We start from the raw sequence: 21,866 nt of genomic DNA, 5'->3' as shown, positions 1-21,866 counted from the left end.
CGGCCAGGTCGAGACGTTCAGCTCGGGCTCCCCGGTCGGGGGTGATCGCCGCCGCGCAACTGGTCGACGGCGTGCACCAGCAGACGGGCGAGGACGGCGAGGCCGTCGCGCACCCCGCCGGTGGAGCCCGGCAGGTTCACGATGAGCGTGCGGCCCGCGACGCCCGCGAGGCCCCTGGAGAGCGCGGCGGTGGGGACCTTGTCGCGGCCCTCGGCGCGGATCGCCTCGGGGATGCCGGGGATCTCGTGGTCGAGGACGCGGCGGGTGGCCTCGGGGGTGCGGTCGGTGGGCGAGATGCCCGTACCGCCGGTCGTGACGATGACGTCGTACCCGGCGGCCGCTCCGGCGCGCAGGGCCTGTTCGACCGGGTCGCCGTCCGGCACGACCTGCGGTCCGTCGACGGCGAAGCCGAGGTCCTTGAGCGCCTCGGAGATCAGGGGGCCGCCCTTGTCGGCGTAGACGCCGGCCGAGGCGCGGTTGGAGGCGGTGACCACCAGGGCGCGGTAGGGGGACGGGGCCGGTGACGCCCCGGGCGCCGTCACGCGTCCGCTCCGTCCGCCTCGGTGCGCCGGTAGTCGCCGGACTTGCCGCCCGACTTCGACTCGACCCGTACGTCCGTGATGACCGCCGCCTTGTCGACCGCCTTGATCATGTCGATCACGGTGAGCGCGGCGACGGAGACGGCGGTCAGGGCCTCCATCTCGACGCCGGTGCGGTCCGTGGTCTTCACGGTGGCCGTGATCTCCACCGCGTCGTCGGCGACGCCCAGGCCGACCTCGACGCCGGAGACGGCCAGCGGGTGGCAGAGCGGGATCAGGTCGGGGGTGCGCTTGGCGCCCATGATCCCGGCGATACGGGCGGTGGCGAGGGCGTCGCCCTTGGGGACTCCTTCGCCGCGGAGCAGCTCGACGACGCGCGGCGAGACGAGGACCCGGCCACTGGCACGGGCCACCCGCGCGGTGACGTCCTTCTCCGAGACGTCGACCATGCGGGCCGCGCCCGCCTCGTCGATGTGCGTCAGCCTGTTCTGCGTACTCAACTAACTCCGCCTCGCGGTAGGGCGCCGGTTGCCCGCTCGGCCCGCACCGGGGTGCGGGCCGGGGGCCCGGGGGTGTCCCCGGGAAGGCACAGCGGCAGACACCGTACCGCCACCGCCCGGCGATCAGCGGAGCAGGACCACCTCGGTGTCCGTGCCGGGCTCGGCGGAGGTGACGTCCTCGGGCAGCACGATGAGCGCGTCCGCCTGCGCGAGTGCGGCGATCAGATGCGACCCGGAACCGCCGACGGGGGTGACCGTGCCGGCCTCCGCGTCGTACGTACCGCGCAGGAACTGGCGCCTGCCGGACGGCGAGGAGAGTGCCTTGTCCGTCTTCAGCACGGCCCGGACGGCGGGGCGGTTCACATCCGGCAGACCCATCAGGGCGCGGATCGCGGGCCGTACGAACAGCTCGAAGGAGATGTACGACGAGACGGGGTTGCCCGGCAGAGCCAGCAGCGGTGTGTGGTCGGGGCCGATCGAGCCGAAGCCCTGCGGCTTGCCCGGCTGCATGGCGAGCTTGCGGAAGTCGATGCCGCTGCCCGGTTCGTCCTCGTCGCCCACCGAGGCCAGGGCTTCCTTGACGACGTCGTACGCGCCGACGCTGACGCCGCCGGTGGTGACGACGATGTCGGCGCGGATCAGCTGGTCCTCGATGGTGGCGCGGAGCGTATCGGCGTCGTCGGTGACGGCGCCGACCCGGTAGGCGATTGCTCCGGCGTCCTTGGCCGCGGCCGTGAGCGCGAAGCTGTTCGAGTCGTAGATCTGGCCGCCGGTCAGTTCCTCGCCGGGCTGGACCAGTTCGCTGCCGGTGGAGATGACGACGACGCGCGGCCGGGGCCGCACCTTCACCGTCGACCGGCCGATCGCGGCGAGCAGGCCGATCTGCGGCGGGCCGACGACCGATCCGGCGCCCAGCGCCAGATCGCCCGGCTTGACGTCGCTGCCGCGGGCCCTGACATGGGCGCGGGCCTCGACGGGGCGGTGCACCCGGACCTCGCCGCCCGCGGCCTCCGGGGCGTCCCGGAGGGAGCGCATGGTGTCGGCGGGGCCGCCGCCCGTGCCACCGTCGGTCCACTCGACCGGGACCACGGCCTCGGCACCGGCCGGCAGCGGGGCGCCGGTCATGATGCGGGCGGCCTCACCGGGGCCGACGGCCCGGTCGCCGGGCAGGCCGTCATCGCCCGCCGCGACGTCACCGATGACGGTGAGCACCGCGGGGAACTCCTCGTCGGCGCCCTCGACATCGGCGACGCGGACCGCGTACCCGTCCATCGAGCTGTTGTCGAAGGGCGGCAGCGCGATCTCCACCATGACGTCCTCGACGAGGACGCAGCCCTGGGCATCGTGCAGTTGCAGCTCGATGGGTTCGAGCGGGCGCACCGCTTCGAGAATGTCTGCCAGGTGCTCGTCCACCGACCACATCGTGCTGCTCAAAGTGCTACATCTCCTCGGTGACGTAACTGCGGAGCCAGGTCTTGAAGTCCGGGCCCAGGTCTTCACGTTCGCACGCGAGTCTGACAATGGCACGGAGGTAATCGCTCCGGTCACCGGTGTCATAGCGGCGGCCCTTGAAGACGACACCGTGCACGGGGCCGCCGGCCTTCTCGTCCTCGGCGAGGAGCTGGAGCGCGTCGGTGAGCTGGATCTCGCCGCCGCGGCCCGGCTCGGTCCTGCGCAGTATCTCGAAGACGGCGGGGTCCAGGACATAGCGGCCGATGATGGCGAGGTTGCTGGGCGCCTCGGCGGGGTCGGGCTTCTCGACGAGGCCGGTGATGCGCACCACATCGCCTTCGGCGGTGGGCTCGACGGCCGCGCAGCCGTACTGGTGGATCTGCTCCGGCGCGACCTCCATCAGCGCGATGACGCTGCCGCCCTCGCGCTCCTGGATCTCGACCATGCGGGCCAGCAGCGGGTCGCGCGGGTCGATCAGGTCGTCGCCGAGAAGGACCGCGAACGGCTGGTCCCCGACGTGCGGTGCGGCGCACAGCACGGCGTGGCCGAGGCCGCGCGGGTCGCCCTGCCGCACGTAGTGCATGGTGGCCAGGTCGCTCGACTCCTGGACCTTCTTGAGCCGTTCGGCGTCTCCCTTCCGGGTGAGCGCGGACTCCAGCTCGTAATTGCGGTCGAAGTGGTCCTCCAGCGGACGCTTGTTGCGGCCGGTGATCATCAGTACGTCGGAGAGACCGGCGGTCACCGCCTCCTCGACGACGTACTGGATCGCGGGCTTGTCGACCACAGGCAGCATCTCCTTGGGAGTGGCTTTGGTGGCCGGCAGGAAGCGGGTACCGAGCCCCGCAGCCGGAATGACGGCCTTGCTGATCCTGGGGTGCGACTGAGTCATGCGCAGAACCATAACCGGTGTGTATGTGAGGAAGATGAGGGTCCGGTTAACTTTGTACGCCTATATGCACATGCGAGAGATCCAGGGGTGCCCGTTGAGCACAGAGATGTCCCGAAAGGCGCAGCTCCGACGTGAACTGCTGGCCGCACGGCGCCTTCTGACCAGGGAAGACGTGGAGAACGCCGCGGTGGTTCTGTCCCGGGGCGCACTGGATCTCACGGAGTTGTCCGGGGCCCGTACCGTCGCCGCCTACGTCTCGGTGGGCAGCGAGCCGGGTACCCGCGCACTGCTGGACGCGCTGCGCGCCCGTGAGGTGCGGGTGCTGCTGCCGGTTCTCCTCGCGGACAACGATCTGGACTGGGCGCCGTACGAAGGAGCCGACCGTCTCGTCGGGGCCGGCCGCGGACTGCTGGAGCCGGACGGCGCGCGGCTCGGCCCCGAAGCGGTCCTGGAGGCGGACGCGGTCCTGCTGCCGGGCCTCGCGGTGGACGGGCGCGGGATGCGGCTCGGTCGCGGCGGCGGCAGCTACGACCGGGTGCTGGCCAGGCTCGCCGCGGCCGGGGCGCGTCCGGCGCTGATCGTCCTGCTGTACGAGAACGAGGTGGTCGCGCGGGTCCCGGAGGAACCGCACGACCACCCCGTGGACGTGGTGGTGACACCGGCCACGACCCGCCGGACGGGCCGTCAGGGCCGCTAGGACCTGTCCTGTCCGGCGGATCAGGGTCGGACGGACCCTAGGGCTTGAGGGTCAGGGTGTCGGTCGTCGTCTTGGAGACGGCGTTCGTGCCGTAGGACCAGTCGAGCAGTTCACCGTTGACCCACTTGTCGGTCTGATCGGTGTAGTGCGCGCTGAACGCGTGCCCGGAGGCGCCGGTGAGGTTGATCCAGCGGGACTTGTCCCAGTCCCCCACGTTGACCACCATCCGCATCGACGGGACCCAGACGACCTCGTAGCCGCCCGCCGCGTTCCAGCCGGTGGCGTTCACCGCGGCCTCGCCGCCGCCGAGGTTCCACGGGCCGCGGTTGAGGGCCCGCTGGAGCAGGCCGGGGCCCTCGGTGCCGAGGGTCTGGTTCTTCAGGGTCAGCTGGTGCAGCCGGCCCCAGCTCCAGGTGGTGATGTCCTTGCCGAGCTTGGCGGTCAGCTCCCAGCGGGCGTCCTCCATGGCGCGGGCGAAGAGCTGGTCGCGGTTCTCGGTCGGCTCGTCCCGGCCGCTCCTCGGCGCCTTCCACCAGTCGCTGTTCCGGTCGTCCATCAGGTCGGCGACCACCTGGTACCAGCGGTCACCGCCGTCGGGCTGGGCGGAGTCCGCGTCGCGCCGGCCGCACTCGCGCACCAGCCTGTCCTGCTCGTCGACCGGGCCCGAACCGCCGGCCCGGGGCACGTTGAGGCACTCGCCCTTGACCCGCAGCTCCTTGGGCAGCTTGTTGCCGAAGGCCAGCTTGAGGATGTTGCGCCAGACCGCGTTGAAGTACGCGGCCGCGGCCGAGTCGGACTCCTGGGTGTAGTCCCAGCCCTCCAGGAGCTTCTGTGCCTCGCGGACGCTCTTGTCCGAGACATTGATCTTCATCAGCTCGGGCACCAGCAGCGCGGCGATCTCGCTGGTGTTGTCCATCTGCATCTTCTGCATGTCTTCGGTCGAGATCTTCCCGCCGCCCTTGATCTTCGACTGGATCAGGTCGTCGATCCGCTGGCTGCGGGTGCCGTAGCCCCAGTCCTTGGTCAGCAGGTGGGGGTACTTCTTCTCGTCGATCACGGCCTGGTTGGCGGTGACGATGTAGCCGCGCTTCGGGTCGTACTCGTAGGGCAGCTCGTCGAACGGGACCGGGTCCTTCTTCCAGCCGTAGTCCGAGGACCAGCCGGGGCTGGGCATCGTGCCGTTGCCCTTGAGGCGCACCGGGATCGTGCCGGGTGCCTGGTAGCCGATGTGGTTCTTGGTGTCGGCGTAGATGAGGTTCTGCGAGGGGACCTCGAAGTGCTCGGCCGCCGCCCGGAAGGTGGTGAAGTCCTTGGCCCGGTTGAGCTCGAAGACCGCGTCCATGGACTTGCCGGGTTCCAGCGCGGTCCACTTCAGGGCGACCGCGTAGCCGTCGGCCCGGTCCGGCGCCGCGTTGGTGACGGGGGCCTTCTGGCCGACCTTCTCCAGTTCGCTGCTGCGGTCGGAGACCAGCGGCCCGTTGTTCGTCTCACGGACCGTGATCTTCCGGTCCTTGCCGCCGGCGACCTTGATGGTCTCGTCGCGGGTGGTGAAGGGCTTGACCTTGCCGTCGTACAGGTAGCCGTCGCCGGAGACCTTCTCCAGGAAGAGGTCGGTGACGTCCGCGCCGAGGTTGGTGAAGCCCCAGGCGATGTCCTGGTTGTGACCGATTATCACGCCGGGCATGCCGGAGAAGGTGTAGCCCGCGGTGTCGTACTGGCACTTCGCCGTGATCTCGCGGCAGTGCAGGCCCATCTGGTACCAGAGCGAGGGCAGCTGCGGCGCCAGGTGCGGGTCGTTGGCGAGCAGCGGCTTGCCGGTCGTCGTGTAGTCGCCGGAGACCACCCAGGAGTTGGACCCGATGCCGTTGCCGTTCGGGCCGAGCAGCGCCGGGATCTGGTCGAGGGTGTCGGAGAGCGAGGAGAGCTGGGTGTTCAGGCCCTCGGTGGCGCCCTGCATGGTGTTCGAGCCGATGGAGTCGGACGGGGTCGCGTCCGGGTCGAACTTGCCGGTGACCGGGGAGATCGCCCCCTGGTCCACGATCGGCCGGTGCTTTTCGTACGGGTACGCCGGGTAGAGGTCCTCGATCTGCTTCGCGTCGAGCCGGGCGGTCATCAGCGAGCGGTCGATCTCGTCCTGCATGTTGCCGCGCAGGTCCCAGGCCATGGCCTTGAGCCAGGCGACCGAGTCGACCGGGGTCCACTCGGTCGGCTTGTAGTCGTTGGTGAAGCCGAGGGCCGCGTACTCGACGGAGATGTCCTTGCCGTCGCGCCCCTTGAGGTAGGCGTTGACGCCGTCCGCGTACGCCTGGAGGTTCTTCTTGGTGTCCTCGGACAGGACGTTGTCGTACTCCTCCTGCGCGACCTTGCGCCAGCCCAGCGTGCGCAGGAAGGAGTCCGTCTCGACCTGGCCGGAGCCGAACATCTCGGAGAGCCGGCCGGCCGTCATGTGACGGCGGACGTCCATCTCCCAGAAGCGGTCCTGCGCCTGGACGAAGCCCTGGGCGCGGAAGAGGTCGGCGTCGGAGTCGGCGTACAGCTGCGGGATCCCGTAGCTGTCGCGTTTGACGTCGACGCTGCCGTCGAGGCCGTCGAGCTTCGTCGACCCGGTCGTCTGCGGGTACGAGGCCCGCACGGTGGATACGGACCAGAACGCCCCGTAACCGATACCCGCGACAAGCGCCAGCACCAGAACGATCACGATCAGGCGGGCACGTCGCCCCTTCTTCCTGCCGGTCTTCGCACCGGCGGAACCGGTGGCGGCGGAAGAGGCGGTGGTATTGGCGGGCATCGCTGTCCTTCGAGGGGCAGGTGGTCCTGGGAGTGCAGGAGCAACCATAGGCGCAGCGCCGGGACGGCTCTGACGCGGTATCGGGATGGTTCGAATTGCGCAGCGATCGTACGAACGCTCGAACGCGTCAAGAAAACGTTAAAGATTAGGTAAGGTAACGAAGTACCGGCCGCCAACGGCCGATGCCGAAGGTCGATCGACCCGGCAGGCGTACGCAGGGAAGGAACGGCCACTGTCTGTCCACACGCTCAACGAACTCCTGCTCGTCTGCTCGCTCGTTCTGCTCGTCGCGGTGGCGGCGGTGCGCATCTCGTCCCGCAGCGGGCTCCCCAGCCTGCTCCTGTACCTCGGCATCGGGATCGCCATAGGGCAGGACGGCATCTTCGACGTCAAGTTCGACAATGCGGAGCTGACCCAGGTCATCGGCTACGCCGCACTCGTCGTGATCCTCGCCGAGGGTGGCCTGGGCACGAAGTGGAAAGAGATCAGACCGGCGCTGCCCGCCGCGGTGATGCTCTCGCTGGTCGGCGTCGCGGTGAGCGTGGGCGTCACGGCGGCCGGGGCGCACTACCTGGTCGGCCTGGACTGGCGGCAGTCGCTGATCATCGGCGCGGTCGTCTCGTCGACGGACGCCGCCGCGGTCTTCTCCGTACTGCGCAAGGTGCCGCTGCCCGCCCGGGTCACCGGTGTGCTGGAGGCCGAGTCCGGCTTCAACGACGCCCCCGTGGTGATCCTGGTGGTCGCCTTCTCCACCAGGGGGCCGGTGGACAGCTGGTACGTCCTGATCGGCGAGATAGCTCTGGAGCTCGCCATCGGCGCGGCCGTGGGTATCGCCGTCGGCTGGCTCGGCTCGTTCGGACTGCGTCATGTGGCGCTGCCCGCCTCCGGCCTCTACCCGATCGCCGTGATGGCCATCGCGGTGTCCGCGTACGCGGCGGGCGCACTGGCCCACGGCAGTGGCTTCCTCGCCGTCTATCTGGCCGCGATGATCCTCGGCAACGCCAAGCTGCCGCACTGGCCGGCCACCCGCGGCTTCGCCGACGGGCTCGGCTGGCTGGCCCAGATCGGCATGTTCGTGCTGCTCGGGCTCCTGGTCACGCCGCACGATCTGTACGACGACTTCTGGCCCGCGGTCATCGTGGGACTGGTGCTGACCATGGTGGCGCGTCCGCTGGAGGTCTTCATCTCGCTGGCGCCGTTCCGGCTGCCCTGGCAGGAGAAGGCGCTCATGTCCTGGGCGGGGCTGCGCGGCGCCGTGCCCATCATCCTGGCGACCATCCCGATGGTCGCCGGGGTCGAGGGCTCCACCCGCGTCTTCAACATCGTCTTCGTCCTCGTCATCGTCTACACCCTCATCCAGGGACCGACGCTGCCCTGGCTCGCGAAGGCGCTGAAGATCTCCGACGATCCGGCCGAGGCCGCCGACCTGGGCATCGAGTCGGCACCGCTGGAGCGGCTGCGCGGCCATCTGCTGTCGGTGGCGATCCCCGGCCGGTCGAAGATGCACGGCGTGGAGGTCGGGGAGCTGCGGCTGCCCGCCGGGGCCGCCGTCACCCTCGTCGTGCGGGACGGCAAGAGCTTCGTACCGGCGCCCTCGACCGTGCTGCGGCGCGGCGACGAGCTGCTGGTGGTCGCCACCGACCCGGTGCGCGACGCCGCGGAGGAACGGCTGCACGCGGTCGGCGAGGGCGGCAAGCTCGCTGGCTGGCTGGGGGCCGGCGGCAGAGGTGGCGGCGGCGAGAGCCCCGGGTCCCATGCGGGACACGATGTGGTCCACGACATGACGCACGCGCTGAAATCCGTGAAGCGGCGGGGGAAGTCGGGCGGACCGAAGGCGCACCACTGAGGGTGCACGCATGGCGCGTGCACCCTGGGAGGGCGCTTACGATCCGAGGTGTCGGTGGAGTCCTTGCGCACAATCACAGGTGCACAAGGACCTCTGCCTGTATCATGAAGGGGACCCGATCGACCCCTGTGACGGGGCCGGTCGACCCGAACGACCAACCCGATCGACCAACCCGAACGACCAACTCTGCCTGACGCAGAGCTGGCGCGACCGTATGGCGGTCGTGGCGTCCTCCGCCTCTGCTGAGCGCCCGGCATCTACCGCAGTCCCGCGCGAAGAGGACAGCTCTCGGCAGCACCCGCAGGAACGAGCCCGCACCATCCGTGCCGGGCGCCCCGCGGGAGCCCGGCCACCAGGCGGCAGAAAGGCATGGACCGTGGCGTCCACGGTCACCGACCGCCCCGGATACGGGCAGTTGCTGCGCACCCCGGGTGCGTGGACATTTCTCCTGCCGGGCTTCGCCGCACGGCAGCCCTTCGCGATGCTGACCATCGGCATCGTGCTCCTGGTCCAGCACACCACCGGCTCGTACGGCAGCGCGGGCGCCGTCGCCGCCGTGACCGGTGTCTCCATGGCCCTGTTCGCACCGCAGACCGGCAAGCTCGCCGACCGTTTCGGCCAGCGCGCCGTGCTGCTGCCGGGCGTCCTGGTGCACGCGGCGTCCGTGTCGGTGCTGACGGCGCTCGCGCTGGCGGACGCGCCCCTGTGGGCGCTGTTCGTGGCAGCCGTGCCGACGGGTGCCTCCGTCCCGCAGGTCGGGCCGATGGTGCGGGCCCGCTGGGCGGCCGTGCTCGGCGCGGCACCGGGCCGCGAGGCCTCGCCGCTGTTGTCCACCGCGGCCGCCTTCGAATCGGTGACGGACGAGTTCACCTTCGTCATCGGCCCGGTGCTCGCCACCGCGCTGTGTACGGGGGTGCACCCGGCGGCCGGTCTGATCACGGAGGCCGCGCTGACCCTGGTCGGCGGGCTGCTCTTCGCCGCGCAGCGCCGCACCCAGCCGGTGGTGCGCGACGCCGCTTCCGGCACCTCCCAGCGACACGCCTCCGCCCTGTCCGTACCGGGTGTACGGGTGCTCGCGGTGGCCTTCCTCGGGATCGGCGCGGTCTTCGGCGGCATGCAGGTCTCGCTGACCGCCTTCGCCGAGGAGATCGGCCGCCCGGGAGCCAACGGTCTGCTGTACGGCGTCTTCGCGGCCGGCAACATGCTCGCCGGGATCGCCTGCGGTGCCATCGCCTGGAAGAGCGGGCCGCGGCGGCGGCTGATCGTCGGGTACGTGGCACTGACCCTGACCGCGTCCGGACTGTGGGCGGTGCACTCGGTGCCCCTGCTGGCCGGGCTCGGACTCCTGGTCGGGCTCTCCATCGCTCCGGCCCTGATCAGCGGCTACACGCTGGTCGACGCTCTGGTGCCGGGGGCCGCCCGGACCGAGGCGTTCACCTGGCTGACGGGCTCGGTCGCGCTCGGCCAGGCGGCGGCGGTGACGGTCGCCGGGCGGCTCGCGGACGCCCACGGAGCCAGCACCGGATTCGTGGTGCCGTTGGTGGGGACCGTACTGGCCCTGATCACCCTGGTCGGACTGCGTTCGAGGCTCGCGCCCGCCGCCTCTGGACGGACCGTGGCACGTGGTGTCGGTCACCGGAAGCCGGTCACGGTGGACTGATGCTGCGGAATACGTCAGTATGGAGCGTCGTTAGCACTCATTGAGTCAGAGTGCCAGGAGGAGCAAGTGCCGACCTATCAGTACCAGTGCACCGAATGTGGCGAGGGCCTCGAGGCGGTGCAGAAGTTCACCGATGACGCCCTCACCGTGTGCCCGAGCTGCGAAGGACGCCTGAAGAAGGTGTTCTCGGCGGTCGGCATCGTCTTCAAGGGTTCCGGTTTCTACCGGAACGACAGCCGTGGCTCCTCGTCGAGCAGCACGCCGGCTTCGTCCTCGGCAAAGGCGTCCGGTTCCGCTTCGTCGTCCGACTCCTCGTCGTCCTCGACGTCGACGGGATCCGACTCGAAGCCGTCCGCCTCTTCCTCGGCGGCGTCGTCGTCCTCCTCGTCCTCGACGAGCGGCACGTCGGCCGCCTGAGCCGGACCGCACGTCCACAGCGCACTTCCGCACCGCACTTCCACCGGGAGCCCAGCCGATTCGTTCGGCGGGGCTCCCGGTGTTTTCCGGCGCCGCTACTGTGATCGCATGGCGAACGCAGAGATCGGTGTCATCGGCGGCTCGGGCTTGTACTCCTTCCTGGAGGACGTCACGGAGATGCGTGTGGACACCCCGTACGGTCGGCCGAGCGACTCCCTCTTCCTCGGCGAGGTCGGCGGTCGCCGGGTCGCCTTCCTCCCCCGCCACGGACGCGGCCACCATCTGCCGCCGCACCGCATCAACTACCGGGCCAATCTGTGGGCGCTGCGTTCCGTCGGCGTACGTCACGTACTCGGCCCGTGCGCGGTGGGCGGCCTGCGCCCGGAGTACGGGCCGGGCACCCTGCTCGTGCCCGATCAGCTGGTGGACCGCACCAAGGCCCGGACGCAGACGTACTACGACGGAGAGCCCCGGGCCGACGGCGCGGAGCCGAGCGTCCTGCATCTGGGCTTCGCCGATCCGTACTGCCCCGAGGGGCGCAGGGCGGCGCTGGCGTCGGCGCGGGCGAAGAACTGGGAGCCGGTGGACGGCGGGACGCTGGTCGTCGTCGAGGGACCGCGCTTCTCGACCCGGGCCGAGTCGCGCTGGCATGCGGCGATGGGCTGGTCGGTGGTCGGGATGACCGGTCACCCGGAGGCCGTCCTCGCCCGTGAACTGGGCCTCTGCTACACGACGATGACCCTGGTGACGGACCTGGACGCGGGCGCGGAGGCCGGCGAGGGCGTCTCGCACGGGGAGGTGCTGAAGGTGTTCGCGGCCAACGTGGACCGACTGCGCGCGGTGCTCTTCGACGTGGTGGCCGCGCTGCCCGCCGAGGCGGACCGGGACTGTCCGTGCTCGCACGCGCTGGACGGCCTCAAGACGGGGATCGAGCTGCCTTAGCGGGTGAGCGGGGGCGGCCGTGGGGCAGCGGGGGCGGTCGTGGGGCAGCGGGGGCGGGTGACGGAGTTTTCCACAACGCCGGGGCTGTCCACAGGCCTCGGCAGGAATCTCGCGGACGGTGGATCGTGAGGGGTGTTCGTCCGAAACTCCTCATGGCAGGTGGTGTCGACCATGTCCCCGTCGTCCGTGTCGTTCACGTCGCCCGTGTCTTCCGCGCCGCGCGCGTCGTCCGTATCGCCCTCGGCGTCCTCGGCGTTGCCGTCTCCGTCTCCGGCGCCCCCGCCCTGTGGGGTGCCCGTGTTCGAACCCTTGCGAGTGCGCGGGGGCGGTGGGCGCCGGCTGCGGCGGGCGTTGTGGCGGCAGCGCCGGGCCCTGGCCGCCGGGCTGGCCCTGACGGCTGCCGCGCTCGCCGCCACGGGGCTGGGCGGTGGCGGCGCGGGCACGGGCGGTGAGGCCGCGTACGGGGCGGGGGCCGGGGGTGAGGCCGGCGCGGCGGCGTCGCAGGCCCGGCGACCGGCCCGGTTGGTGTCCGCGCCGGTCCGGATCGCGGATGCGGGGGCCGTTCGTTTATTGCGGCCGGGTGACCACGTCGACGTGATCGCCGCCGGGGAAGCCGGTGCCGGAACCGGTACCGGAACCGGTGCCGGCGCCCGGGTGCTGGCGAAGGGCGCGCGGGTGGCGGAGGTGCCGCAGGCCCCGGTGGAAGGTTCCACGGAGGACGGTGCGCTGATCGTGCTGTCCGTCCCCCGGGACACGGCCACCGCACTGGCCGGCGCGGGCATCTCGTCCCAACTGGCGGTGGCCCTGTGTTGATTCGCACTGATGGTCGGTCAAGTCGCCTGACCGGCGGCCGCCGCCGTCTACTTCCTGATGGCCCTGCCCATGGCCAGGTACCTCGCAAAGCGGGCGGCGACGCAGGCCGCGAAGGAAGGGGTGCAGAAGACGCTGGAGGTGAGCGAGCTGAAGGAGATCCGCGACGCCCTCGTCCCGCAGCGCGGCGGCCCGGCGGGCGAGGCCCGCGGCCAGGACCCCCGCCGGGGGCACGACCAGCAGCTCCACCGACTCCAGGCATGTCAGAAGAACCGGCAGCACCACCGCCGGACCACCACGGAGCGGGGAATCAGATGTGGTGGGGCGGCTTCTCATCGAGGAAGCGCGCCAGATCGGCGGCGCTGCCACCGGCCGGGGCCCGCTCGCCCCACCCTCGGTCCGTATCGTCCGAGGACTGCTGGTCCAGCGGATCGTCGAAGATCAGAGCCGGTTTCGGCTTCGGCCGCTCCGGATCGGAGGGCTTCGAATCGCGCGGGCCGGGGGCGGGGGCGGTGCTCATACATCAAGGGTACGGCGGCACTCAGCGATCCTTCGGGTCGATCAGCCACAGCCCGAGGACGACGAGGAACGACAGACAGAGGAAGCCGGCCCCCCACCAGGCCGTGCCGGTGTTGCCCTCCATCCATGCGTCGATGGTGACGGTCAGACCCCAGAGCTGTCCGACGACCACCGTCATGGCGAGGGCCAGCCGGGCCGTCAGCTTCGAGGACCGCTCGGGCTCCTGGTCGGTGCCCGCCCCCGGACCGGGGCCGGTGTGGCGGACCCGGGGGTCTCCGTAGCCGCTGGTGGCGCGGATCTGCGGATAGCGCTCATGGACGGGCCGGTTGAGTTCGGGGCGAGCACTCCCCGGGTGGTACTCCGGGTACTGCGAGGACCCCGGGGGCTCCTGGTTCCGGGACTGCCGGGCGTCGGTCATGGCCGCCTGCCGGGGGTCTCGGCCTCGGTCCCGGCCGCGGGGGCCTCCGCGCCGCCGCCCTTGACGGCGGGGCAGCCGACACGGGAGGCGAGGTCCGGGCGGTCCTCGGAGAGCTGACGGCACAGGCCGTGCTCGATGCTCTCGCCCGAGCGCGTCGTGCCGACCGCCCAGATGCTGCCGTCGGTCTGTTCGGTGAGCACCACCTTGGGCAGCGCACGGGGCGGTGGCCCGGCAGTGACCTCACCGGTGCGGGCGTCGAAGATGCCCTCATGACAGGGGCAGTACAGCTCGCCCTCGGAACCGTGGTCCTTGCGCCAGAGCACCGCACAGGCGAGATGGGTGCAGATCGCGGAGTAGCCGACGAGGGTGCCGTCGTCCAGGCGGACGGCGACCGCCCGGTCCTCCTCGTCCGGGTAGTGGAAAGCGAGGGACTCACCGGGCAGGAGCTGAGCGGCGATCCTCTTCGGCGAGGGTGTCCTGGCGTCGTCGGGGTCGCCGTGGCGCGGCAGGATTCCGCCTGCCACGCCGAGGCCGCCGACGGCGAGTCCGCCGGAGACGGTCGCCACGATCCGGAGGTAGTCGCGCCGGGTGGTGAGGGAGTCGGCGGCGATCCGGTCGTGCAGGGCTTCGCGCGGGTCTCCGGAGGGCAGCTGGTCGGTGCCGCTCATCGGCGGACGTCCTTCCCGTTGATCTCGACGACCGGAAGGCCTCCGGGCACCGGCCACTGAACCCGGTCGGCGGGCACGACCATGGCCACGCCGGTGCGTACCTCGCTCCGGCCGAAGGTGAAGGTGTCGGCGACCTGGACGCCGGGACGCTCGGCCTGGAGCTCCTCGACGGTCCCGTAGAACAGCGCTCCGGTCGGGCAGACGGTCGCGCACATGGGGGCGAGGCCGTAGGCGGTGCGGTCGTAGCAGAGGTTGCATTTCATCTGCAGCTTCGCCTGGAGGTCGATCTTCGGGACGCCGAAGGGGCAGGCGTTGACGCAGTTGGCACAACCGATGCAGCGGGTGGTGTCGGCCTGCTGCACCACACCGTCGGCGGTCACCAGGATCGCGTCGGCGGGACAGACCTCGGCGCACGGGGCGACCGGGTCCTCGCAGTGCATGCAGACCGTGGGAAGGGAGGCCACCGACTGGCCCTCGTCGGTGTAGTCGAGGTGGATCATCGACTTGCCGCGGTGCGAGTCGCATTCCCGGCAGGCGGAGACGCATGCCTGGCAGCCGATGCAGCGTCCCGGGTCGATGAAGATCGTTCTGCCCATCATGCGGCGGTCAGCTCCTCTCCGAGGTGCCACGTCCCTGGGGGGCCGTGGGCGGCAGCGGGTCGGTACGGGAGACCTGGGTCTCCGGGTAGCTGACCTGGCCGGGCGCGACGGGCGGCGCGGGGACTTCGTCGATCTTCCCGGCGTGCTCGATCCGGCAGGCGCACACCTTGTATTCGGGGATCTTGGAACGGGGGTCGAGGGCATCGATGGTGAGGGCGTTGGCCGCGGTGGGGACGGGCCAGTGGTAGGGGATGAAGACGGTGTCGGGGCGGATCGCCTCGGTGACCAGTGCGGGAAAGACCTCGCTGCCGCGCCGGGTGACGACGCGGACCGGTTCGCCGTTGCGGAAGCCGTGGGAGGGATGGAGCTCGGCCCAGGGCCGCGGGGTCTGTTCCACGAGGGCGCCCAGGCGGCGGGTCTGGTTGCCGGAGAGGAAGTGGGCGACGGTCCGTCCGGTGGTGAGCGACATGGGGTGCTCGTCGTCGTACGGGTCCATCGGCGGGTGCCACTCGACGACCTGGAGATGGATCCTGCCGTCGGGGTGGTAGGTCCTGCCGTCCTCGAAGAGCCGAGGGGTGCCGGGGTGGTCGGTGGAGGGGCAGGGCCAGACGATTCCGCCGGTCTCCTCCAGCCGTTCGTAGGTGATGCCGTAGTAGTCGTTGACGGTGCCGGCGGAGGCGATCCGCAGTTCGTCGAAGACGGCACGGGAGTCGGCGAAGGCGAATTTGTCGCCCGCGCCGAGGCGCCTGGCGAGTTCGCACATCACCCAGGTGTCGGTCCGTACGCCGGGCGGCGGGTCCTGCGCCTTGTTGTGCTTGACCACCCGGGCCTCGGCGTTGGCCATCACCCCTTCGTCCTCGGCCCAGGTGGTGACGGGAAAGACGACATGCGCGTTGGCAGCGGTCTCGGAAAGGAAGAAGTCGAATTGAGCGTGGAACTCCGTGGCGTCGTACCCCTCCTTGACCACCTTGTAGTTGGGGAGGGAGACGAAGGGGTTGTTGCAGATGCCGATCAGGCCGCGGATCTCGCGGCGCTGCATCTGCCAGACCATTTCCATCATCGAGGTGCCGGCGGGCGGGAGTTCGGACTCCTCGATGCCCCAGATCTCGCAGATCTGCCTGCGGTGCTCCTCGTTCATGATCGAGCGGCCGCCGGGCAGGAGGTCGGACTTCTGACCGTGCTCGCGGCCGCCCTGCCCGTTGCCCTGGCCGGTGATGGTGCCGTACCCGGCGCCGGGTCTGCCGATGTGGCCGGTGGCGGTGCAGAGATTGATCACGGAGAGGCAGTTCTCGACGCCCTGCGAGTGGTGCTCGATGCCCCGGGCGTGCCAGGCCATGGCCTTGGGCGCACGGGCGAAGGTGCGGGCGACCTGGACGATCTGTTCGGCGGGGATGCCGCAGATCTCGGCCGCCCTGGACGGCGGGTACTCGGCGACCTTGGCCTTCACCTCCTCCCAGCCGGTGGCGTGGGCGGCGAGATAGGCCTCGTCGGTCAGCCCCTCCTCGATGACCACGTTCAGCACGGAGTTGAAGAAGGCCGAATCGGTGCCGGGCTTGAGCGCGACATGGATGTCGGCGGTCCGGGCGATGGCCGTCTCGCGCGGGTCGATGACGATCAGGCTCGCGCCGCGGTCCCTGGCCCCCCAAACGTACTGGGTCATCACGGGGAAGCACTCGCCGACGTTGGAGCCCGCGATCAGCAGGCAGTCGGTGAGCAGGATGTCCGAGAAGGGGTTGCCGGCCCGGTCGATGCCGAAGGCGAGTTTGTTGGCACCCGCGGCGCTGACCATGCAGAGCCGGCCGTTGTAGTCGACGTGCCGGGACTTGAGGGCGACCCGGGCGAATTTGCCGACCAGATAGGTCTTTTCGGAGAAGAGACTGGCACCGCCGAGAAGCCCGAAGGCGTCGTTCCCGTAGCTCTGCTGGATGCGCTTGATCTCGGCGACGGTGAAGTCGAGCGCTTCGTCCCAGGAGACCTCGCGGAAGTCCTCGTCACGGGAGCGGCGCATCAGCGGGGCGGTGAGCCGGTCGGGGTGGTTGACCTGCTGGTAAGCGTTGATCCCCTTGGGGCACAGCCGCATCCGGTTGATGTCGTGGTTGCGGGGTTCGACGCCGAAGACCTTGCCACCGCGGTCGACGCGCAGATACATCCCGCACTGGACCCCGCAGAAACAGCAGTGGGTGGGGACGAGCGTCTCGCCCTCCTGGTCGGCGCGCCACCGGTCGGCGGGGATACCGCCCGCGTCCCGGAAGGCGCGGGTGCCGGGCGGAGCGAGAGAGGGGTCGAGAGACACGGCCGCACGGGGGTCGGTTGTGTGGGGGCCAGTCGCACGGCTCTTGGCCGCACGCGGATCCGCGGTCACTTGAAGCCCTTCTTCACCTGGGAGAGATAGGCACTGCCGCGCAGCACCCGCTTGCAGCGCGGGCAGTATTCGGCCCACTCGTCGAAGTCGAGGCCGAGGTCGCGCATGGTGCCGCGGAGGTTCTCGACATACGGCCCGGTGTCGATGGGCTCCTCGCAGCGGCGGCAGCCGAGCACCTCCTGGTCCTGCCGGGCGGTGTATTTGAACAGCTGCATGCCGACCGCGGCCGGGCGCTGGACGATGTGGAAGAACTTCCCGAACGGGATGTAGATGAGGGTGAACACCACCGACACCATGTGGAGAACCGCCAGGAACTCGTATCCGCCGCCGTGCAGGAAGATCGACGAGAAGGTGAGCAGCAGACCGGTCACCGAGATGACGACGAGAGCGATCAGCGGCACCAGGTCGTAGGCGAAGCGCTGGCCGGTGATGGCGCCGCGGTCCTTCATCCGGCGCCACAGGAAGTACGAGGCGCCGGGGATGACGAGCACGGCGGCGATGTCCAGGCCGTGGAACATCAGCCAGCCCAGAATGTCCAGGGAGTCGAACCCGATGATCCTGAAGCCCCAGATACGCATCTCGTAGCCGGGACCCGATCCGCTGCCGGAGGTGAAGGTGAACCAGCCCCAGGTCAGCGGAAAGGTGATGAGGGAAGCGAGGATGCAGCCCCAGAAGATCAGCTGATGGGCGGCCCAGCGGGCGTGCGAGCGGGCGCCGAGGAATTTCTGGAAGCCCAGATATGTGGCGATCATCCGGGGCAGCGCGGTAGGGGCCTTGCGGAAGTTGGCCACCGAGAAGAAGCTCCGCCACCCCTGCTTGAACAGCCGCCGGGCGCCGGGCGCGGAGACCCAGATCGTGTAGCGGTAGGCGACGCCGAAGGCGAGAAAGACGGTGGCGACGGCGTACGGGAGGAGGGCGGAGTCGAAGTTCTCCAGCAGCCGGCTGCCGAGCACGATCGCGAGGATCAGCAGGACGGAGACGATGACACCGGCCGCGGTCGCGCGGGCGGTGACGGAGCGGGGCCCGGCGGCCCGGAGTCCGGCGGTACCGGGTCCGGGTCCGGCGGCCTGAGGTCCGGCGGTCCCGGGCCCGGCGGAGGGCGGGGTGCCAGGCGCTCCGGCGGAGCCGATGCGTGCACCGGGGTCGGGCTGCGCGGCTGCGGCGGAGGCTTCTGGCGGCTCTGTCACTCCGTCACCGTAGGGTCGTACATGATAGTTGGTCCTGTTTTACGACTCAGCCGGGTGAGCTCGATCGCCCATCCGGGGCGTGCCCCGTTCGGCGTGGTCGAGCCCGTCTGGTGTGCTGGCTCCCATGCCTGTAATGACGGCTCGCAGCCGCACCGAGGAACATCGCGCGTCGACCCCGCTGGAACTCTTCTTCGACCTCTGCTTCGTGGTCGCCGTGGCCCAGGCGGGCGCGCGGCTGGTCCATGCCGTCGCCGAAGGCCACGCCCTCACCGGAGTCGGCAGCTACGCGGCCGTTTTCTTCGCAATCTGGTGGGCCTGGGTCAACTTCAGCTGGTTCGCCTCGGCCTACGACACCGACGACCCGCTGTACCGCGTCGTCACGCTCGTCCAGATCACCGGTGTGCTCGTCCTCGCCGCCGGAGTGCCGCGCGCCTTCGACGGGGGCGACTGGACGATCGTCGTCATCGGTTACGTGGTGATGCGGCTCGCGCTGACCAGCCAGTGGCTGCGCGCCGCGCACTGCACACAAAGCGGGGAGCGGCGCGTCGCGCTGCGGTACGCCGTCGGGATCATGGTGGTACAGCTGGGCTGGATCGCCATGCTGCTGCTGCCCGCCGAGTCGTGCGGAGCCCGTACCGCCGTCTTCGTCGTGCTTGTGCTCGCGGAGCTGTCCGTTCCCGCGCTCGCCGAGCGCGACCGCTCGACGAGCTGGCATCCGCACCACATCGGCGAGCGGTACGGGCTGTTCACGATCATCGTGCTGGGCGAGACGATCGCGGCGGCCACGGTCGCGGTCCAGGAGGCGGTGTACGAGCACGAGGCGCTCGGCGAACTGCTGCCGATCGCCGCGGGCGGGCTGCTGATCGTCTTCTCCGCCTGGTGGATCTATTTCGCCGTGCCGATCCATGACTACCTGCGCGGCAGCAGGGAAGCGTTCATCTGGGGATACGGACACTTCCTGATCTTCGGTTCCGCGGCCGCCATCGGCGCGGGCATCGAGGTCGCGGTGGAGGAGGCCGTGGGCAAGGCCCACGTCTCGGACACGGTGGCCGCCGCCGCGGTGACCATTCCCTCCGCGCTCTTCCTGCTGACGGTGTGGGCGCTGCACGCCCGCCACTTCAAGCGCGACCTCGCGGAGCAACTGTCCCTCCCCGTGGCCGCGCTGGCCATCCTGGCCTGTACGTTCGCCGGCGGGTGGGCGGTGTTCGCGGCCGGTCTGGTCGCCGCGGCGGCCGTGGCCGTGGGGGCGCTGCTCTCCCGGCGGCCCGCCGTGGCCGGGTGAGCGCAGCGGACGGCCGGCGACGGCTCACGCGGCCGGATGTTCCGGGTCGTGGGTCGCGAGCCGCGTCATCAGTGCCGGTGGGTCGCGAGCCGTGTCATCGATGAGGAGCACGCAATGACGGAAGAACCCCGGAACCCGACGGCCCCCGCCGCCCCACCGAACGCCGCCCCACCGAACTCCCCCGGGCCGAGCGCCACCCCGCCCGACGTCCCCGGGCCGCTCGACGCCCCGCCTGACCTCCTCGACGCGCTGACCGATGTCGCGGGGCTGCGCGTCGGCCATGCGCAGGTGCCCGGCGAGGGCGCGCTGAGCGGCACCACCGTGGTCCTCGCCCCGGAGGGCGGTGCGATTGCGGCCGTGGACGTACGCGGTGGCGGCCCCGGCACCCGGGAGACGGACGCGCTCGATCCGCGCAATCTGGTGCAGCGCATCGACGCCGTCGTCCTGACGGGCGGCAGCGCCTACGGTCTCGACGCGGCGTCCGGCGTGATGGCCTGGCTGGAGGAGCAGGGGCGCGGGGTGCGGGTCGGCCCCGATCCGGCGCAGGTGGTGCCGGTGGTTCCCGCCGCCTGCCTCTTCGACCTGGGGCGGGGCGGCGACTGGCGGGCCCGCCCCGACGCCTCGACGGGCCGCGCCGCGGTGGAGGACGCCGCGACTGCGGGGCCGGGGGCGCCGGTGGCCGAGGGAGGCGTGGGCGCCGGTACGGGCGCGGTCGCCGGGCAGCTCAAGGGCGGCGTGGGCACGGCGAGCATCCGGCTGGCCTCCGGCATCACGGTGGGCGCGCTCGTCGTGGTGAACGCGGCGGGCTCGGTGGTCGATCCGCGTACCGGGGTGCTCTACGGGGAGTACGGCGCCGCCGAACCGCCGGCGCACCCGGCGCCCGAGGTTCTCCATGCGGCGGAGCAGCGCCTCACCGAGCTGCGGGAGGCGAACGCGCGGCCCCCGCTCAACACCACGCTCGCCGTCGTCGCCACGGACGCCGACCTCACCCGGGCCCAGGCGCAGAAGCTCGCGGGTACGGCGCACGACGGGCTGGCGCGCGCCGTCCGCCCCGTACATCTGCTCACCGACGGGGACACCGTTTTCGCGCTGGCGACCGGCGCCCGGCCGCTGGATCCGCAGAATCCGATCGCGCTCAACGGCCTGCTGGCAGCCGGCGCGGACGTGCTCACGCGCGCCATCGTGAAGGCCGTCCGGGCAGCTCGGAGCGTCGATGGCCGCCCCGGCGGCGGCTGCTACCCCTCGTACAGCGATCTCTACGGCCTGCGTCCGCGCTCCTCGCCGCAGCCGGAGGGCGATGGCCCGGCCTCCGACTCGCCTGCCGGGTAAGGAAGTTCGGACGAACCGTCAGGAACCATCTGCGTGTGCCATACGTTTTCCTGAACCCCGGTCACGATGTCGGACCCAGGGACTACGTTATGCACGCAGCAAGTAACACGCGGCAACGGCCTGGAGACAGCACCTTGAGCGATCCGTACGAGACAACCGAGCAGCACCTCGAGCGACTCCTGCGACGGGCACTCAACTCTTTCGACCTGCCCGACAGCACGGTCGAGAGACTCGGTACCGCGCTCGCCCACAGCAGTTCCCTGCACTCCTCGCACCACAGTTCCGTACTCCACCGAGAGACCTACCGGCACACGTACCTGCTGTCCGACGGCACCCCCCTCTCCCTGTGGGAGCTGGTGCACGGCGGCCCGCGGAGCGCGACGGACCCGCGGTTCCGGACGGAGCCCGACCTCATGCACCACGAGCTGTACGACGACGAGGCCGATGCCCATGTCGCCGCCGCCAGGCTGACCGGCAGCTTCGGCGAAGTCCCGGTGTTCGGGGACGACGGGCCGCAGGCCGACCTGGAGATACTCACGGTCCTGATGGCGGCTCCCCCGGCCCCGCTGCCCAGGATGTACGCCCCGGACAACTCCGCCGACCACGCCCGCCGCGTCCTGCGCCGCGCGGAGAACAGCGACGGTCCCGGCGAGGAGACCGCCCGGCTGCTGCGCGCCGCCTTCGCCCACCACATCACCCAGGTCTTCGGCCGGCAGTGTCAGGTGGACGGGCGGGACGCCGGATTCACCCTGTACGAGCACGCCTTCCTGCTCCTCGACGGCAGCGAGACGAGCCTGTGGGAGGTCGAGCACACGGCCACGCCGGACGGCCGCCACATGTGCGAGGTGTACGGCGACGAAGGCACCGCACGCGGCGCCATGGAGAGCCGTACGCGCATCTGCTGACCCGGGGCCTCGGCCCGGACCCCGGGGCCTCGGCACCGGATCCGACACGGACTCGGA

At 70.8% G+C, this 21,866-nt stretch carries 20 protein-coding genes and 1 pseudogene; 10 read left to right on the top strand and 11 right to left on the bottom strand.

Features of this window, described 5'->3' with window-relative positions; genetic code table 11:
* Window positions 1-17 precede the first annotated feature (17 nt).
* The 4 genes from ACFV8T_RS19710 to galU form a co-directional block, all read right to left on the bottom strand.
* Complete coding sequence (locus ACFV8T_RS19710) at window positions 18-542, bottom strand: molybdenum cofactor biosynthesis protein B (protein WP_385328988.1); 525 nt, start codon at window positions 540-542, stop codon at window positions 18-20.
* Window positions 539-1,039, bottom strand: a complete 501-nt coding sequence (moaC, locus tag ACFV8T_RS19705) for a cyclic pyranopterin monophosphate synthase MoaC (protein WP_385328986.1) — start codon at window positions 1,037-1,039, stop codon at window positions 539-541. Before moaC ends, ACFV8T_RS19710 begins: the two co-directional genes overlap by 4 nt.
* Before the next feature lie 123 nt (window positions 1,040-1,162).
* Window positions 1,163-2,473 (bottom strand): gephyrin-like molybdotransferase Glp, encoded by a 1,311-nt coding sequence (gene glp, locus ACFV8T_RS19700; protein WP_385328985.1) that lies wholly within the window; start codon window positions 2,471-2,473, stop codon window positions 1,163-1,165.
* 4 nt (window positions 2,474-2,477) lie between these two features.
* Window positions 2,478-3,380, bottom strand: coding sequence for a UTP--glucose-1-phosphate uridylyltransferase GalU (galU, locus tag ACFV8T_RS19695; RefSeq protein WP_266418191.1), 903 nt, complete (start codon window positions 3,378-3,380; stop codon window positions 2,478-2,480).
* Between the two features lie 106 nt (window positions 3,381-3,486).
* Between galU and ACFV8T_RS19690 the strand changes: the two genes are divergently transcribed.
* Window positions 3,487-4,077: a 5-formyltetrahydrofolate cyclo-ligase gene (locus ACFV8T_RS19690; RefSeq protein ID WP_385329242.1), complete on the top strand. Its 591-nt coding sequence runs from the start codon at window positions 3,487-3,489 to the stop codon at window positions 4,075-4,077.
* A gap of 37 nt (window positions 4,078-4,114) precedes the next feature.
* Here the strand turns inward: ACFV8T_RS19690 and ACFV8T_RS19685 are convergent, their stop codons facing one another.
* The gene (locus ACFV8T_RS19685) at window positions 4,115-6,865 is read right to left on the bottom strand and encodes a penicillin acylase family protein (protein ID WP_385328983.1); all 2,751 of its coding nucleotides are present in this window, start codon (window positions 6,863-6,865) and stop codon (window positions 4,115-4,117) included.
* 292 nt (window positions 6,866-7,157) lie between these two features.
* Here ACFV8T_RS19685 and ACFV8T_RS19680 point away from each other — a divergent pair, with 292 nt between their 5' ends.
* The 6 genes and pseudogenes from ACFV8T_RS19680 to ACFV8T_RS19655 form a co-directional block, all read left to right on the top strand.
* Window positions 7,158-8,711, top strand: a complete 1,554-nt coding sequence (locus tag ACFV8T_RS19680) for a potassium/proton antiporter (RefSeq protein WP_385328982.1) — start codon at window positions 7,158-7,160, stop codon at window positions 8,709-8,711.
* A gap of 376 nt (window positions 8,712-9,087) precedes the next feature.
* A complete protein-coding gene (locus tag ACFV8T_RS19675; RefSeq protein ID WP_385328980.1) occupies window positions 9,088-10,371 on the top strand; it encodes an MFS transporter in 1,284 nt (427 codons plus the stop codon).
* Between the two features lie 66 nt (window positions 10,372-10,437).
* On the top strand, window positions 10,438-10,788 hold the full coding sequence (locus ACFV8T_RS19670; RefSeq protein ID WP_385328978.1) for an FmdB family zinc ribbon protein: 351 nt from the start codon (window positions 10,438-10,440) through the stop codon (window positions 10,786-10,788).
* A gap of 108 nt (window positions 10,789-10,896) precedes the next feature.
* Entirely contained in the window at window positions 10,897-11,730 is an 834-nt protein-coding gene (locus tag ACFV8T_RS19665; RefSeq protein ID WP_385328977.1) for an S-methyl-5'-thioadenosine phosphorylase, read from the top strand.
* A gap of 171 nt (window positions 11,731-11,901) precedes the next feature.
* Entirely contained in the window at window positions 11,902-12,543 is a 642-nt protein-coding gene (locus tag ACFV8T_RS19660; protein ID WP_385328974.1) for an RcpC/CpaB family pilus assembly protein, read from the top strand.
* A gap of 36 nt (window positions 12,544-12,579) precedes the next feature.
* A pseudogene (locus tag ACFV8T_RS19655) lies at window positions 12,580-12,753 on the top strand (large conductance mechanosensitive channel protein MscL); the annotation flags it as partial.
* A gap of 97 nt (window positions 12,754-12,850) precedes the next feature.
* Here the strand turns inward: ACFV8T_RS19655 and ACFV8T_RS19650 are convergent.
* Genes ACFV8T_RS19650 through ACFV8T_RS19625 form a run of 6 tightly spaced genes read right to left on the bottom strand, consistent with a single transcriptional unit; the run spans window position 12,851 to window position 18,293 of the window.
* The gene (locus tag ACFV8T_RS19650; RefSeq protein WP_385328972.1) at window positions 12,851-13,060 is read right to left on the bottom strand and encodes a hypothetical protein; all 210 of its coding nucleotides are present in this window, start codon (window positions 13,058-13,060) and stop codon (window positions 12,851-12,853) included.
* A 21-nt stretch (window positions 13,061-13,081) separates the two neighbouring features.
* Window positions 13,082-13,477, bottom strand: coding sequence for a hypothetical protein (locus ACFV8T_RS19645; protein WP_385328971.1), 396 nt, complete (start codon window positions 13,475-13,477; stop codon window positions 13,082-13,084).
* Window positions 13,474-14,145, bottom strand: coding sequence for a Rieske (2Fe-2S) protein (locus ACFV8T_RS19640; RefSeq protein WP_385328969.1), 672 nt, complete (start codon window positions 14,143-14,145; stop codon window positions 13,474-13,476). The genes ACFV8T_RS19645 and ACFV8T_RS19640 overlap by 4 nt, the downstream gene beginning before the upstream one ends.
* Entirely contained in the window at window positions 14,142-14,744 is a 603-nt protein-coding gene (locus tag ACFV8T_RS19635; RefSeq protein WP_326766090.1) for a 4Fe-4S dicluster domain-containing protein, read from the bottom strand. The genes ACFV8T_RS19640 and ACFV8T_RS19635 overlap by 4 nt, the downstream gene beginning before the upstream one ends.
* Window positions 14,745-14,751: 7 nt before the next feature.
* Complete coding sequence (locus tag ACFV8T_RS19630) at window positions 14,752-17,106, bottom strand: molybdopterin oxidoreductase family protein (RefSeq protein WP_385328967.1); 2,355 nt, start codon at window positions 17,104-17,106, stop codon at window positions 14,752-14,754.
* A complete protein-coding gene (locus ACFV8T_RS19625; RefSeq protein WP_385328966.1) occupies window positions 17,103-18,293 on the bottom strand; it encodes an MFS transporter in 1,191 nt (396 codons plus the stop codon). Before ACFV8T_RS19625 ends, ACFV8T_RS19630 begins: the two co-directional genes overlap by 4 nt.
* 124 nt (window positions 18,294-18,417) lie before the next feature.
* On the opposite strand from ACFV8T_RS19625, the gene ACFV8T_RS19620 reads away from it, so the two are divergent.
* From ACFV8T_RS19620 to ACFV8T_RS19610, 3 genes are all read left to right on the top strand, one after another.
* Window positions 18,418-19,575 (top strand): low temperature requirement protein A, encoded by a 1,158-nt coding sequence (locus tag ACFV8T_RS19620; protein ID WP_385328965.1) that lies wholly within the window; start codon window positions 18,418-18,420, stop codon window positions 19,573-19,575.
* 114 nt (window positions 19,576-19,689) lie between these two features.
* Window positions 19,690-20,904: a P1 family peptidase gene (locus ACFV8T_RS19615; RefSeq protein WP_385328963.1), complete on the top strand. Its 1,215-nt coding sequence runs from the start codon at window positions 19,690-19,692 to the stop codon at window positions 20,902-20,904.
* 134 nt (window positions 20,905-21,038) lie between these two features.
* On the top strand, window positions 21,039-21,809 hold the full coding sequence (locus tag ACFV8T_RS19610; protein ID WP_385328961.1) for a DUF6227 family protein: 771 nt from the start codon (window positions 21,039-21,041) through the stop codon (window positions 21,807-21,809).
* Window positions 21,810-21,866 lie beyond the last annotated feature (57 nt).

The organism is Streptomyces sp. NPDC059832 (genome assembly GCF_042731715.1).
Taxonomy (GTDB): Bacteria; Actinomycetota; Actinomycetes; order Streptomycetales; family Streptomycetaceae; genus Streptomyces.
This window is presented reverse-complemented; position numbering and strand designations above follow the sequence as displayed.